10 protein-coding genes are annotated in these 14,972 nt (G+C 64.3%); 3 read left to right on the top strand and 7 right to left on the bottom strand.

Features of this window, described 5'->3' with window-relative positions:
- Position 1 precedes the first annotated feature (1 nt).
- Positions 2–940, bottom strand: a complete 939-nt coding sequence (locus MU558_RS20145) for an AAA family ATPase (protein ID WP_246976395.1) — start codon at positions 938–940, stop codon at positions 2–4.
- Positions 941–1,609: 669 nt separating this feature from the next.
- Entirely contained in the window at positions 1,610–2,488 is an 879-nt protein-coding gene (locus MU558_RS20150) for a poly-gamma-glutamate hydrolase family protein (protein WP_246976398.1), read from the bottom strand.
- Between the two features lie 327 nt (positions 2,489–2,815).
- Here MU558_RS20150 and MU558_RS20155 point away from each other — a divergent pair, with 327 nt between their 5' ends.
- Positions 2,816–3,373: a metallophosphoesterase family protein gene (locus MU558_RS20155; protein ID WP_246976401.1), complete on the top strand. Its 558-nt coding sequence runs from the start codon at positions 2,816–2,818 to the stop codon at positions 3,371–3,373.
- A gap of 291 nt (positions 3,374–3,664) precedes the next feature.
- Here MU558_RS20155 and MU558_RS20160 read toward each other — a convergent pair whose 3' ends face one another.
- From MU558_RS20160 to MU558_RS20180, 5 genes are all read right to left on the bottom strand, one after another.
- Positions 3,665–4,480: a hypothetical protein gene (locus tag MU558_RS20160; protein ID WP_246976404.1), complete on the bottom strand. Its 816-nt coding sequence runs from the start codon at positions 4,478–4,480 to the stop codon at positions 3,665–3,667.
- A gap of 181 nt (positions 4,481–4,661) precedes the next feature.
- Positions 4,662–5,564: an efflux RND transporter periplasmic adaptor subunit gene (locus MU558_RS20165; RefSeq protein ID WP_246976407.1), complete on the bottom strand. Its 903-nt coding sequence runs from the start codon at positions 5,562–5,564 to the stop codon at positions 4,662–4,664.
- Between the two features lie 2 nt (positions 5,565–5,566).
- Positions 5,567–8,083, bottom strand: a complete 2,517-nt coding sequence (locus tag MU558_RS20170; protein ID WP_246976410.1) for a tubulin-like doman-containing protein — start codon at positions 8,081–8,083, stop codon at positions 5,567–5,569.
- Between the two features lie 744 nt (positions 8,084–8,827).
- A complete protein-coding gene (locus MU558_RS20175; RefSeq protein WP_246976413.1) occupies positions 8,828–9,085 on the bottom strand; it encodes a hypothetical protein in 258 nt (85 codons plus the stop codon).
- Positions 9,086–9,283: 198 nt separating this feature from the next.
- Entirely contained in the window at positions 9,284–9,754 is a 471-nt protein-coding gene (locus MU558_RS20180; RefSeq protein ID WP_246976416.1) for a hypothetical protein, read from the bottom strand.
- A 191-nt stretch (positions 9,755–9,945) separates the two neighbouring features.
- On the opposite strand from MU558_RS20180, the gene MU558_RS20185 reads away from it, so the two are divergent.
- Together MU558_RS20185 and MU558_RS20190 are read left to right on the top strand one after the other, a co-directional pair.
- On the top strand, positions 9,946–10,182 hold the full coding sequence (locus MU558_RS20185; protein WP_246976419.1) for a hypothetical protein: 237 nt from the start codon (positions 9,946–9,948) through the stop codon (positions 10,180–10,182).
- Positions 10,179–14,777, top strand: a complete 4,599-nt coding sequence (locus tag MU558_RS20190) for a hypothetical protein (protein ID WP_246976422.1) — start codon at positions 10,179–10,181, stop codon at positions 14,775–14,777. The genes MU558_RS20185 and MU558_RS20190 overlap by 4 nt, the downstream gene beginning before the upstream one ends.
- The last annotated feature ends 195 nt before the right edge of the window (positions 14,778–14,972 follow it).

Consider the following 14,972-nt stretch of genomic DNA (forward strand, 5'->3'; position numbering starts at 1 on the left):
TTCAGAGTTGCTTGTCGATGAGCGTTCGAACGAACGACTCGTCGTACTCGTCGACCCGGGCAACGAGTTCGCTCCGCGTCGCCTCCCGGACAGACATGAACTCACCTTCCATGAACCGGGCGATGCGGACGATCTCGCGGGTCGTGATCGGCGTCGACAGTTCGCCGTCCTCGTAGGCCCCCCGGAGCCGATTGGCAAAGGCGACCAACCGCTCGATCTCCGGCCGCTTGCCCTCGTCGAGAGCCGTTCGTTCGAAGACGAGGTCGACCTCGACGGACTCCGGCAGGTACTCCAGTTTTACGTGCCGAAAGCGGTCCTCGAAGGCGTCGTTCAGTTCGTAGGTGCCCTGGTAGCCGGGATTTGCCGTCGCGACGACCCTGAACTCCGGGTGCGGGTCGATCTGTTCGCCGGTCTGGGGGATGGTGAGCGTCCGGGTTTGCCGTTGTTCCATCACGGCGTTGAGTGCAGCCACGGTATTGGCGGCCGCGGCGTTGATCTCGTCGAGCAACAGGACCCCGCCTGCGCGGGCGGCACGAGTCAACGGCCCATCGATCCACGCCGTCTCGGTTTCGCCGCCGTCGGTACTCACCAGGTGCAGCGTCCCCAGCAGGTCCTCGCGGTAGGTCGTCTCCGAGAGGGTGATCCGGTACAGGGGACGGTTGGTCTGTGCACAGACGTACTTGACCAGGAAGCTCTTGCCAACACCCGGCTGTCCCTTCAGGACGACGTTCATGCCGAGTTCGAGCGCGTGCGTGACCACCTCGAGGTCCGTGCGGCCGCCCGCACCCGTCCGCTCGTGATAGGTGTCCTGTGCGAGCGACGGCACGCGCCTGTGGCCGACGTCCTCGAGGATCCCGAGGTTGCGAAATCGGTCTCCGGTCCGCTCTCCAGCTGACTGAACCGTCTCGGCGCGGGCGACGTTCCCTTCGAGCCCGCTCATGCGTCCCCCCACTCCTTGCCGATCAGACTGTCACACTTCAGTTCGTCGCAGGTCACAGTCACATTTGATAACAGGTGGATAAAAAACGTAGGCCGGACGCCGTCGCGTGCCGTCTGGATCATCGTCGGTCGACTCGTCGGATGCATAGTCTGGCGTCCGATTCGCGGGACGGTGTCCCCGACGTCGCCGGTTTCCCGGACGCGGGCTTTTTACGAGGCGTTCGAACGACCCCATCGAGCCTGACGTTCACCTCCACCCGCACGTCCGCTTTTATATTCACTGGCGCAACGGTGCAGACATGGGAATCTTGATCACAGAGTCCCGGTACAAGTGCCCAGACTGCGGCAAACGACACTCCGGCCACAAGGCCGACAAGCGAGTTCGAGTCCGCGGAACGAGTCGGAAGAAACTGAAGTGCCGCGACTGCCGGTCGTCTTCGTCGTCCTCGTCCGGCGTCGGCGGGCTCGGTGTGTTCGGGGGTCGCTCCTCGTCCTCCTCGTCTTCCGCCGACTCTGGACGACCGACCGTCAACGCCGGTGACGTCGGCGAGTAACCGGCTCACACTGCAGGCCTGTTTTTTTGCGCGCTGTATCCAGATAGTGACGATAGTGGCTGGTGCTCTCCCGGTCGCACTGCCAGGGGCAACGCCGTCAGTGGCGGAGCCGTCGATCAGCCGAAGTGGGGTCGAATCCCGTCGACGACCGCCTGTGCGGCCTGTTCTGCATACCGGTCACACGTCCCTGGCGTACACTCGAGGTGGAGTCCCCGCTCGCCGTCTTTCGACAGGTAATTCGTCGAGATTCGCGGGTGCGTCCCGGGGAGTCGGAGCCGGTCCAGATCGGTCCAGACGTTCCGCCCTGTCCGCTCGCGCAACCGCTCGGCGACCCGTTCTCTCGTCGCATCGCCGATCCGGCCGCCCACCTCGATCTGATCGTACCCGGAGCGGTGGAAGCCGACGACGAGGTCGAACTCCCGGTCGGCGATCCGTCGCAGTCCGGGATAGCCGTCGATCCCGTCGGCGAGCTTCCCGACGTGCCACCGTCTGTGGGCCGTCACGTCGCTGTCGCCCGGCGGATTGTGCCCGTGAAGCATCCACAGCGATGCCGACACGCCGGCGCGCTCGAGCAGTTCGTAGGTGCGTTCGGCCATCTCGTCAGTCCCTCGTTCGACTGCGCCGCCGTGGGGTGCAGTCAACAGGATTCGGTCCTGGGATCCGTCGTCGAGCAGCGTCTCTGCCAGTCCGCCGCCTTTCCTGGCTTCGGTCCGGGACTCCTGTGGGATCGTCGTCGAGAGTTCGACCGTGGTCTCGCCGTCGATCCCGAATCGGTCGAGGTGGTCCTCGTGAACGACGATCGGCGCGGCTGGAGCGTCGTCGATCTCCTGGACTCGATAGTACGTCGAATACGGCCCTTCGTCGACTCTGACATGGCTTCCCGCCGAAAGATCGAGCTCGTCGGCCAGGTGTCGCGAGAGTCGACAGCGGTCTTTGTACTTGCTGCGCGGGTCGAGCGATTGGTCTCGAGTCGTTCTGAGCGGTACCTCAGGCATAGACTGTCGATCGGTTATCTGTTGTTGGACATCGATGAAAGACGTTCGTCCGAGCGATCCCCGACGGTCACTATTGGGTCGACTGCGGACAGAGTCAGAGAGTGAAATCGACCGACGTCGCCCTCGAGACTAAGCACTTCGACGCCCAAACAATCGTCCTGGGGGAAGGGGGGGATTGGGGACACGATCGGTATCCACCGGGCACGGTCTCGCGATCGATGCTGCGTGGGGTGTTGGACGTCAGTCCATCCACAAAAGCATCACGTCGTGCGGTGGACTGCCGTCACTACTCCGGCTTCCCCGGAGAACCCTCTCACCGACAACGTCATGATCTACATCGTCTCCGACCTGCATCTCGGTCACGACAACATCATCGAGTACTGCGATCGACCCTTCGAGTCGACCAGCGAGATGAACCAGACACTCGTCGAGAACTGGAACGACGTCGTCGAGCCGGACGACAAAGTGCTCTTCCTGGGCGATCTCGTACCGTTCGAGGATCGTCCGCACGTGGTTCAGGGCTGGCTCGATAAGCTCGACGGGTCGATCACGTTTGTGGTCGGCAACCACGACGAAACAGTCCCGATCGAGACCCACGAGTACCTGGAGTACGAAGTCAACGATTACAGCCTGTACCTCACGCACTATCCGAGTGACATCCCCGACGACTGGGGCGGCTGGGGGATCTACGGCCATCACCACAACAACCACGAAGATGAGTTTCCGTTCTTCGATCCCGATGCCAGGCGGATCAACGTCTCGGTCGAACTCCTGGGGTTCGAGCCGATTCCTGTCACCGAACTCTTCCGGTACATAAAGCGCGGTGAACACCTCCTGGTTCGACCGGGTGCCGACCCGGACCGAGCCCTCCAGTCCGAGCGTTGACGAGGCTATTCGCCGTCTCGCGCCGACTGGTGCCTGCCGGCAGTAGGCGACCGGGTGACATCGTTTCTCTGGAGAATCCGCTTCTCTAGTCGAGTTTTCCCCGGAAAGATCGCGTCCAATTTCAGTATGCTGGTGGTTCACACGCGTGTGGCCACCGGGTCCTGCGGACGATCACCGATGAGCAGTTCGTCGTCCCCGCCAACGAGGAGTCCGGCCTGGAGTTCGGCCGATACCGGGGCATCCACCCTGTAGTCGGTGATCGCGTGGTTCGTCGTGCTGTTCTGCGATCCGTCACTCCACCATCTTGATCGCCCTGATGAGCTCCTCAACTCTGATTCCCCGTGCGACGAGGCGCTCGAAGTCGTCGACGAGGCCACTCACCGGCGGTTCGACGTCGTCCTTGCCGAATGCTCCGGTCAGTATCGAAACCGCGACGACCAGGTCAGCCCTGGTCACGGGCCTCGAGTCGACAGTCTGGTGAAGGTCCCAGCGGACCGCGTCGACGACCTCCGTCCGGAGGTGGTCCCTGCTGACTCGCCGGTCGCTCGGAAGGGGCTCCGTCTGCACCCGCGAACCGGCCGACCGGCTCCGGGTCGATCGAGGGTCTCCCAGTTCGGTTCCGGTGCCGTCGAGAGTGATCGTCCGCCGACCCGTTGTGCCCGTCGCTGACTCGTCGCTCCCCGACACACCGTACTGTCGCGCCGTCGACGGTGACAGTAGCGCAACGGGACCCTCGAGTCGACCATTTAGCCCTGCAGCCAGCGCTCGTCGAAGGTCTTGCCGGACAGCACCCGGATCGTCGACGCCGTGGGATGCGAGAGACGTCCGGTCGATCGTTTGCTCGACGACGTCCCGGACAGTCGCTGGGGAAGCGTTCCCCGTAGTGAGCGCCGGGTCCGACTGGTACCACGCCGCCAGCTTGCGGGCGGTCGACTCGTCGATTCCGGCCCGTCTCAATCGCTCTTTCCATGCCGATTCTACCCATTCGTGGTCGTGAAGTTCCTGGTTGTTCGTCATTGTCGGATGATGATTCTGGTCGATCGCCGTGTTGCCGACGGACGCTACCGCGCATGCGGTCCCAACCGCCGGCTGCAGGTGGTCAATCATGTGATTTCTCTGAGAGAGTCGCTTTGCTGGATAATGCTTTTCCCATCGACAGTGCAGTGGTCGACCGACGACGTACTATTCTCGCGTCAGACCACCGGTCGAGAGGGACACAAACTGGCTTCGGGCCACCGTCGCTTTGCCGACAGTGCCCAGTGGATGAGGGCGAATTGCTGCGGGTCGCTCACAGCTCGAGATCGAACTCGTCGTCTTCCGCTTCGCTGGACGACTCGTCTCGGCTGAACAGCGACGAGACCCGTCCCAGGACCGACTGTCTCGAGTCGTCCTCGTCCGCCTGATCCTGGTACCCGCTGACGCTGTGTGAGGTGGCGTCCGACTCTTCGACCGCCATCTGCTGTTTGAGGTTCTGGAGTCGTGACGACGCGATAGGGTTCTCGACGAGTTGCTCTACGTTTTCGAGCGTCTCAACCCACTCTTCGCGGCGGTCCGAACTCCCGCCGCCTCCCCTGCCGATCGTGACGCCGCCGACCAGCCCGACCACGAGTGCGATCGCGCCAGTGCCGGCGAGCCACGACAGGGACACGTCGTCTCTGGCGTTTTGCTTCGGAACGGTCGTGTCGCCGGTCGCCACGAATTCGGTCGAGAGACGCTGTCCATTGCGCGTGTACCCGACGTCGATATCGGCCACGTCCACGGATTCCGTTTCCGAGACGGTCGTGACCGTTTGGAATTCAATGACGACTCGTTCGCCGGGCTGGAGTTCGTCGACGGTGAACTCGTTGCCGCCGGCGTGATCGACCTCGACGGCGTTGTTGCTCGGAGAGATAGTCGTCGTGTAGCTGTTGGGAACCAGTAACGATTCGGGTTGGCGTTCCATCGCGATCCGCAGGTCGACCAGCGACGCGTCATCGGGCTCGATCGTCACCCTGACCGTGACCAGGTTCGAGGCCGGGTCCGGGTCGCGCTCGGTCTCGACCTCGAACGGCGCGCCGGGGTCTTCGGCAGTTACCGTGGTGGCGGCGTCGCCATTCTCCGCTCCCGCCGCCGCGACCGCACCGGCGCCTCCGCCGACCAGCCCGACGACCAACACGACGACCAGTACCAGGTTCGCGTATCGCCCTCGCATCGTCAGTCACCCCTCGTCTCGGTGATGGTACCCTGGTCCGGATCCGGGGCGCCGGTCGCTCCGGAGACGAACAGCTGCGGGTACGCGATGTTCTGCTCGAATGGAACCTCATCCTCGAACAGCTCGTCGAGCGTCCCACACTCCCACCGCTCGTGGATGCGCCGGAGTTCGGACGTGTTCGTCAGGTAGACGTTCTCGTACAGCGCCACCAGCGTCAGCTCGAACGGAGCGTCGATCCCCTTGACGTCGAGCCGTCGATCGATGTCCTGAGCCGCCATCACCGCTTCGGCGTCCTGGCCAGACGAGTTCGTCAAGTCCAGGGCGTTCCGGTTGTCGCTATCGGTCAACAGCGCTAGCGTACCCTGTGACATGTTGTTCAGCGAGTTGTGCATGTAATCCTCGAGAGGCTCGTCGAGGTGACTCGCGAGCGCCTGTCGCAGCGCCTCGACCAGGTCGTCCTGATCGACGACGCCGGCGTCAATGAGGTCGTGGACGTTCCCGGCATTTTCCAGGGTGCGCTCGCTGATTTCGTCCATGGAGTCGGTGTTCAGCGGCAGCATCCGGATGGAGTTCTTTCGGTCACCCGTCAGGCGATTCTTCGCCGAGGCCAGTTCCGACTCCACGTCCGACTTGTTGTTCCGGAACTCCTGGAGCTCCTCCTCGCGGAGCGTCTCGAGTTCCGCGAGGAGGGCGTCCCGATGGTTGCGAAGCGTGACCCGGACGTCCGGCAGGAGCTGTTCGTCGAGCGTCTCTCGGAGGTCCACCAGCGACGTGTACTCGTCGTGGAGGTGGTCGAACACGCCGAGTCGCTGCTCGACGGCGTCGAGTCGATCCTTGAGCGTTCTGCGCACGCCGATGCGGATCGAGCGGGTGTTCTCGCGTTTGGCTTTGATCGTCGACCGCTTCTCTCGGAGCGCCGGTCGGATCGCCTGCTCGTACTTCTCGACGGCACCGGCGTCGTCGAGACTCGGTGCCCGATCTGTCATCGTCTCGTTGTTGTCGATCCAGAAGTCCTCCACCTCCGTCACGAACTCGTGGACGTCGAGTTCGTCGTCGATCCGATCGGCGACGAGCTGGTAGAACAGCAGTCTGGCGATCGTCCCGTGAGGGATCGCATCGTCGTCCCCCTCGATACGGGTGGCGAGTCGATCCGCGTAGGTCCGGAGGTCCTCGGTATCGGCGTCTGCGAGGGCGAGGTCGTCGATCGTCTGACGGACCCGCTCGAGACGGACCGCGGTCGGCGTGTCGCTCTCGACGATCCCGTCGGCGTGGGTTTCGAGATTCTCGACGGCGACGCTGGCGAGCGATAGACTGGTAACCGTCTGTCGGATCCGGCTGAGATCACTCGCGACCGGAGTGCTGAGCTCCTCGATCTCGTTGGACGCTATCCAGTCTTCGTCTGTCGAGTCCTCGTCCGTCGTCTCCTCTACGTGCGCGAGCAGCCGATCGACCCGATCGACCGAGTCCTCCAGCTCGTCCTCCCACTCCTCGAGTACGTCGATCACCTGGTTCAACGCCTCCTGCTCGTCGAACTTCTCGAAGTACGTCGACACCTCGTCGAGAGGAACGCGAACACTGGCTGCCGAGACCGTCATGAGTCGGTTGTCGAAGGTCCGCGTGGTGATGTTCTCGAATCCGTCGTCGGTCTGCGTGATCGACAGCACCGCGCTTGCGATCGTCCAGTTGACCCGTTCGCGGAAGTTCTCGACCTCGTTGTCGCCCCTCCGCGAGGCGTTGTACATCCGTTCCTCGTCGACCGGCAGCAAGAGCAGCGCGTCGAGCGGCGGCTCCGTGATCTCGAATTCGTCGTCGAGGACGTTGCTGTCGGGCGCCGCGTCCATCGGCAGCGTAACCGGGTACGGATCCGGGCACTGCCCGGTCTCGTCGGGGATGTTCAGCAGCGTCGTGAACTGCTGGAGCGAGATGTTGGTATTGACGTACGTCGAGGGGATCGGACCGAGAGTCGTCTGCTGGTGGCGGTGCTCGAACTTCGAGACCGTCCCCGCGGCCAGTAGCCGGGGCTCGATGTCGTACTGGTCGGCGTAGCTGCCGACGATCCGCTCTACCATGCTACTCAGCAACGGGAACATTCCCGCGGCAGTGCCCCCGGAGAGTGCACCGATCAGCCACGTCGACAGTTCGTCGGTCTCGTAGGGATCGACGAACTCGCCGAGGATCTGGTCGACGCTGTTGTAGACGGTCGAGTGGTAGTACTCCAGCAGGAAACGTCCGATCGGGGGCTTGCTGGTAGCACCTTGATTGGCGAGCTCGAGTCTCTCGTCGAGCCAGGGAACGTCCGCCTTCAGCTGCTCGAACCGCTGGGCTGCGGCGTCGTCTCGGCGCAGCTCCACCGCCTCCAGGGACTCGGGGACGTCCTCGTCGTCTAGCGCCGCAGTCTCGATGGAGACGAATTTGAACTGATCGCCGAGCCCGTGCTCGTTGACCAGCCTGTAGAGCGTCCGCGCGGTCCGGAAGCCGCTCGTACCGACCGAAATGATGAGGTGCTTTCGTTCACTCATGGTATCGTGGATGCGATGCGCGTCTATCCGTCGCCACACTCGAAGTCGGAGTGCGATCACCGGCACGGATGTCGGGCCGTCGTCGCCGAGCGCGCATCTGATCGAGCAGACGGACTCGGAACGGGTGGCTGTTGATCTTGCCCCCCGTTCAACGTCGGGTTTATGTGTTCGTACGTCGACGAACGTCCGCACGCCAGTCGTCCAGTGTCGAGGGCGGCTCGCTTCGGGTCCTCGTCGGGACCCGCAGAAAACTACACCAGTGGTCGAACTGTTGATCGATCCGACGGCCGAGCCACGACGATGGGAGTAGTGACACCTATCCGATGACTTGGCAGACGAGAGAAGCAGTGTTGACATCCACTCATGACTGACGTCCTGTCTCTTCCCCAGACGTCGGAGTCTCGCGAAGTCGGCGTTTCAGAGACTCTCGAGACCGGCGAGCACGAGCTGAGACCCACCGGAAGAGAGACGAGATCGACGCCTGGTCACGGAGAGTGGTACTCGAGTCGACTGCCTGTGGATCCAAAATCACGGGTTTTCGCCGGGTGAAGTCGCTGAATACTGGTGTCTCGATAGTCACTCTCCGGTGAATCGCTCACAGATTGGTGGCGCAACGTGTGGGTAAGAGACAGGACTTCAGTCGTGGGTGTTCTCCTCAAACCGCTGTTATGCGTGCTTTCGGCCAGTCTATCCAAATATTCGCGTTTCCTGTGAGGGCTAACCGACCCTCAGACGACTCGACGGCTACTGCGCGAACTGGAGGAGGAAGAACCAGGCAGCGGCGGCCTGCTCGTCGTGTGGGACGTCCTGGCCGTCGAGGAGATCGTTCATCTCCGCGACGTGTTCTCCGATCGTCTGCATTGCGGTCATCTTGTCTTCGTGTTTCTCCACGGACTGCTTGATCGCGCCACCTGCAACGGTTCCGATCCGTTCGAGATCCGCTTCGAAGTCATTTTGTGCGGACTGGTTGTCGGTCTCGCTCGCGTAGTGGTTTGCGGACATCGCAGTTGACCCAAGAGACGGACGCATGGGAGGAGTGACGTGAGGCCCTGCACAACCCGTGGTTTTTGTATTGATCTCGAGGTCACTTCGTTAGCGAATCCGTTCGGAATGAACACAAGGAACAGAGATAGACATCCACCCGCGACTGATGTCGTGTGATCTCCCTCGTCTTTCTGTCAGGAAATGCCGGCGACGTCGTCAATGGAACGCCGGATCCGTTGGCGGCTCCTCGACCTTCTCATCGTCCGAGAAGAGCGCGCTCGAGGACCGCTCTGCGCTCTCGGCCCCATCACCGTCTTCGTCTGCGGTACCAGTCTCCCCTTCGTCGGTATCCTGGTTCGCCTCCTCCATCACTTCCACTATATATTCCAGTTCGCTCCACAGCGCAACCGCAACCTCGGCAACGGTCACCTCCTCGTGCTCGTGCGTCAATTTGCGAAGCTGTGAGCCAAGGTCGTCGTGGAGTTGCTGGGCGACCTCGCTGTCCACCCGTCGCTGGGCGATTATCTCCGTGACGGTCTCGGTGATCCGTTCACCCTGCTCGTCGATACGGACAGCAACGTCGGTTCCTTCGTCGCTCGGCGTGTTCGGAGACGGGCTGTTCCCCTCGTCGGTATCGTTCTGCCAGTTCTCGTCGCCCTTGGTCGGAGTCTCGGAGTCGGTCGACATCGCGGTTCAAACTGTGTACTCAGTTCGGTCGGGTGTGACGGCCATCGTAATCGACACGTAAGCTTCAAGTTCCAGGAGTATCGTCAGCCTCAACTCGGATCGGCTGCCCGGAGATCGAGCAGATAATAAAAGGCACGTTGCCGATCCCCCGCCACGTAAGAGTAGACGGGGACACTCCCGTCGATCGAAATATGCCCGCGGAACTCCGCGTGAAGAAGGACCGCTATCCCGACTGCGGGACCGGCAAGTGCCCCACACACCACCGCGGCGGGTGTTCGGGCGTTATCGCCTCCGACTCCGAGGACCGCTGGGAGTGCACCAAGTGTGGTGACGGCATCAGTAGGGACACGAAATACACGAACTGCAGACGGCGATTGACCGGCTCCATATCGGTCGTCCACAACCCTGTCGGGTGGTTTCGCTCGTGATCGACGACGACCCGACGACGGACCACCAGCCATCGATCGATCTTCGGACACTCGAACAGCTGCGTCTCGATCTCCAGGCTGGCCGGCGTGACCCCGAAGACGTCCTCGATCGGCTCTCGTCTCACGTTGGTTCGGGAGAACGGTACGTCGGACCACGAGCGGTCAGCGTCCTCCTCGAAGCGGCGCACCGGCGGCCGGCCCTGGCCGACGATGTCGTCGACGCGATCGACGGGTTCCCGTTTAGCATGGTCCACTCTCTGTACGCACATTCGGCGTTCCAGATCGCGCGGCTGCCCGTGGGGACGACGCTCCAGTTTGTCGACCAGCTCCCACCGCATCTTAAACTGACGGACAGTGGGACGTGGGCGACGATGGCGATCGGTCGAAAAACCCCCGCGATGTTTCTGTCCCGGTTCGGTTCGAACGTCTTCCCCGTCGACGAGCATCTTGGACTGGTGAATCGACTTCTACACGCTGAGCCGGCGGTCGTCAGACGTGCGATTACCGATCGGCTGTTCGCGATCGATCAGTCGGGAGGGACGGCTACCCCGCCTCGAACGGCCGATCTATCGACCGGCGAAGAAGACGACGAGAGTGGGCTCAGCGAACTGCTCAGCGAGGGCCGAGAGCCGAGCCCCGTCCACGAGGCGGCGAGCGACCTCGGCCAGATTGGCCTCTCGAACCCGGATGCGATTCCCTCGTTCGAGCCGCACGAACTGTTCGATCCGACCGACGTTGAGTCGATGTCCGCGGAGGCGATCGACGCGGTTGCCGACTACTTCGGCGTCCGGCTGGCCGGCCGGGACGGACGCCTGGATCCGGTCGGCCTGCCCGCAGGAGAACGAGATGCGACCCGCGATGCCGCGTCGACAGTTCTCGAGGCGTACCTGACGCTCCAATCGCGAGAGGGGTGCAACTGGCGGTCGCCGCTCGCACGATCACTTGTCTGGGGAATTCACCGGATCGCGCACGCCCGGCCGAACGTCTTTGCCGACCGTCTCGACGCCCTCGTCGTTCCCGGGATCGCCGACCAGTTCTGGCCGGTCAAACGCGTTCTCGGTACGATCGCGTGCTGTTGGCGGCACTGTCCGGAATCGCGGCTCGAGGGGTACGTACTCCCGCTGTCCCAGCTCTCTGCCGACCGTCACGAGCGCCGGCGCCTCGCGCTGGTCGCCCTGGCGAGTGGCGGTGCGGCAGTCGTGGATTGGTTCGGCGTGGAAGCTCTCATCGAGCGACTCGACGACGAGGACGAGGACGTTCGCGAGACCGCGGTTCGCTGCCTGATCGATCTGGGCTGTTGTCATCCAGGCTGCAGGCCGGCTATCGTTGCGGCACTTTCGGACGCGTTCGCAGCGGCCGATCCCGAGTTTGCAGCGGTCGTCGCCGACTGGCTCGCGACTGCTGCCCGGTTCTGGCCGCGCCAGGCACCTCGTGCTGTCTCTACGCTCCGACAGGCGCTCAGTGAGCGTTTGGACCGAGGCGAACCCGCTGTCGACGCCCTGTGTTCGCTCGTCGACAGCTACCCGGATCTCGCACCGGAGATCGGAGACGACATTGTTGGTGCGCTCGGTGCCGACCGAGTCGACGACCAGGAAGTCTATCGGTGGATCGCAAGTACAGCACGGCAGCAGCCGGCGGTGGTTCTGGATCGAGCCGATGAGATGATCGATGCAGCGATCGACAGCGCGTCGAACGGCGCGTCCGAGGCCGCCTGGGCGGTATTCTGGATCGCCGTTGCCGACCCTGATTCGGTCGAGGGCCGCGTCGACGAACTCGAATCGATCCTCGCCGATCCGGGGACTGATTCGGTCAGATCGATCCCTCTCGCGGGCGCGATCGCAGCGGTGGATCCGACTTCCGCCCGGGCGTCGGACGCGCTCGATCTGCTCACGCGGCTGCTTTCACGGTCACCCGAGGACGCCTGCACCGTCCTCGCCGAACTCGCCCCGGCGACCGATCGGGCTGCCGCCCCGGTCGTCGAGTACGCGATCGCGGCGAGCCGCGCACGGAGCCATTCCGATCCGCTGGAAGAGCGGCACCGGGAGCCCGATACTGCTCCCGACGAGACTGTTCCGGACCTCGGTCCGGCGGTCGCCGACGCCGCTGTCGCGGCTGGGACCGCTCACCCAGCGTACGCACTTCCGCTGGCACTGGCTCTGGAGGACTGGCTCCGGCACCCCGACACTGCCGACCGCGTCCGCGCCACCCGGATCGCCAGCGGACTCGTCACCGAGTGGCCCCACGCCGGTCCGATACTCGAGTCGGCACTGATCGGCCTTCTCGATCACGCCGACCCGGAACTCGTACTGGCGGCGATCCCCGGCCTCGCTGCAACCGACACGCCGTCGACACGCGAGGCGCTCCGGGAACTCACCGGTCATCCGCACCAATCGATACGGGCGGCAGCGTCGTCCGCGCTGGCCGATCCGACGGATTCTCACTGGATGCCGGAGGGAGCCCCCGTCGACCCGTCCCCTGCCGTCATCGACACGGCTGCCGCCGGGTTAGCGACCGATCCGTCCGCGGCGATCGATCGCGTCCAGACGAGCGCCGAGGCTGCCCCGGCGCTTCGGTCGCGAGCGATCTGCCACCTGCTCCTGTGTCTGGCTGCCAGTGAGCGGTCTGCGGAGGCCGACCGGACCATCGCCGCCGTCAGGTCGCTTACGGCGCACGCTGACGACGACACGAGGACCGAGTCGCCGGCCGATAGGTCCCATCAGCTCGATCGCCTGATCGGGGCCCTCCTCGACCATCAGGCCCCGCTGGTCAGGGCACAGGCGGCGAGTCTCGCGGAGGCGGTCGGGTCCGATCTCGGTGGTGCGTCGATGGCGGTGAGGTCGGGGCTGGTCGACGGGCTCTCCGATCCCGCCCCGTTCGTCCGGGCCCGATCCGCGGACGCCGTGGGAGCGGTTGCCGCCACTCTCTCAGTCTCCGAATCGGCTGCTACCGACGCGCTCGTCAAGAGCGCCGACGGCCTCGAGGGACCGGCTGCCATGCGAGCGGCGGCGGAACTGACGACCGTAGACCCCTCTTCCGCCGAGCGGATCGTCGATGCACTTCCACCGCTCGCGTCGACAGATCCAATCGGGCGGTGGTACGCCGCGCGTACCATGGAAAGGGCTGCACTCGCCAGCGATGACGCCGGGGCGATGATCGCTGCCCCGCCCCTCAAGTTCGTTACCTCTCCGCCGGAGGAGGGTTTTCCGATTGCCGTGCTTCGGGCGATCGAGGCGCTTCCTGGTTCTGCGATCGTCGACGTCGAGGGCGGCCCGGAGATCCTCGTCTCGATCGTAAACGGCACGGTCCCCCCAGCGGACATCACCGTGCAGTCGGACCGGTATCGCGCAGGGGCTGCTGACCGCCTCTTCGCCGCCGCCCGTGCGGATCCGACCGCTGTCGGGCGTGCTATCGGTGACCTCGATACAGTGGCCGATAGTGCGCACGATTCCGACACGACGCGGGCGCTCGTCTTCGCCACCGAAGCGGTCGCCCGGGAGCGTCCCGGTGCGATTACCGACTTCGCTGACGATCTGATCGACCTCGCGACGGGGACCGACCTCTACGAGCCGGGGAAGCAGGCAATCGCCCGCACGATCGCGTGGATCGGTCACGACGAGTTTTCCGAGTTCGTCTCGTCTTACAAGGAGGGCGATCCGATCGCACCGCTCGATCCCGTGCCGACGGCGGCGTATCTGTGTTCGACCGACTGCGAGACGCGCCGCGAGGTCGCCGACCTCGCCGCCGACGTCCTGCCGGACGACCTCCTCGTCTCGGTCGTCGATCGGTTGCTGGCGAGTTCGACCGCCGGTAACGAACGCCAGCGAGCGATCGCTCTCGATGCCCTCGTCCGGGTGGGAGCAGGACTCTCGGCGGGCGCCAACCGCGACCGGGTGGGAAGCGCGATCCTCGACGCACTCGACGGCGGATGGGACCTCCGGAGTACGGCCGTCTCTCTGCTCCCTACCGCCGGCCATCATGATCTCCTGTCGTCGGCGATGGCAGCGTCAGCCGCCATCGGATGTCTCAGTGACGAACGTCCCACGGTTCGGGCCAGGGCGGCGGACGCCCTCGCCGAACTCGTCGAAACGGACGCCGTCGACGCTATGGAGGTGACCTCCGAGGTCGTCGATCGCTCTCGGCGCGGCGATCGCTCCGCGAGATGCGGTGTCGCACTGGCGCTCGGAAAGATCGCCCAGATCGACGTGAGCGTCCAGTCGGTCGCCGTCGATCAGTTCTGTGATCTCGTCGCAGCCGACGACGACCTTCCGCGCCGTCGGGCGATGGAGGCGCTCGCGGACGTGGCGGAAGTCGGCAGAGGTCGGATTCGGGGTCGAGCTCGAGCAGTCTTCCGCGACGGTCTCGACGACCCAGACCCGGAGACCACCACGGCGGCAATCCGCGGACTCGGCCACGTCGGCGACCGCTCGGATCTCCAGCGGCTGACCCGACTCTCGAAGCCACCCTCTGGCGCAGGTCGGGACGCTCTCGACGCGGCCACGGCGCGGCTCCGTGCCAGGATCGGGCGCGAACGCGCCGTGCTTCTCTCGAACGCGCTGTCGCTCGCGTCCACTGATCCGGTCGACGGCGACGGGTAATCGTGCGTTCGCAGCAGCGTCTCCGACCGGTACAGTCGGGACGGTGTTCGGAGCGATCGCACGGAACCATCCGGTCGATTCCGTGGGGGCGTCGCACCCGACCACAGCGTGCGTAGCGAACTGCCACTCCTCGATGGATGTGAAGAATGCGTCCGAACTGGAGCTGTGAACGTCCGTGACTGGTTCGTCACGCAG

The sequence above is a fragment of the Natribaculum luteum genome (assembly GCF_023008545.1).
Lineage (GTDB): Archaea > Halobacteriota > Halobacteria > Halobacteriales > Natrialbaceae > Natribaculum > Natribaculum luteum.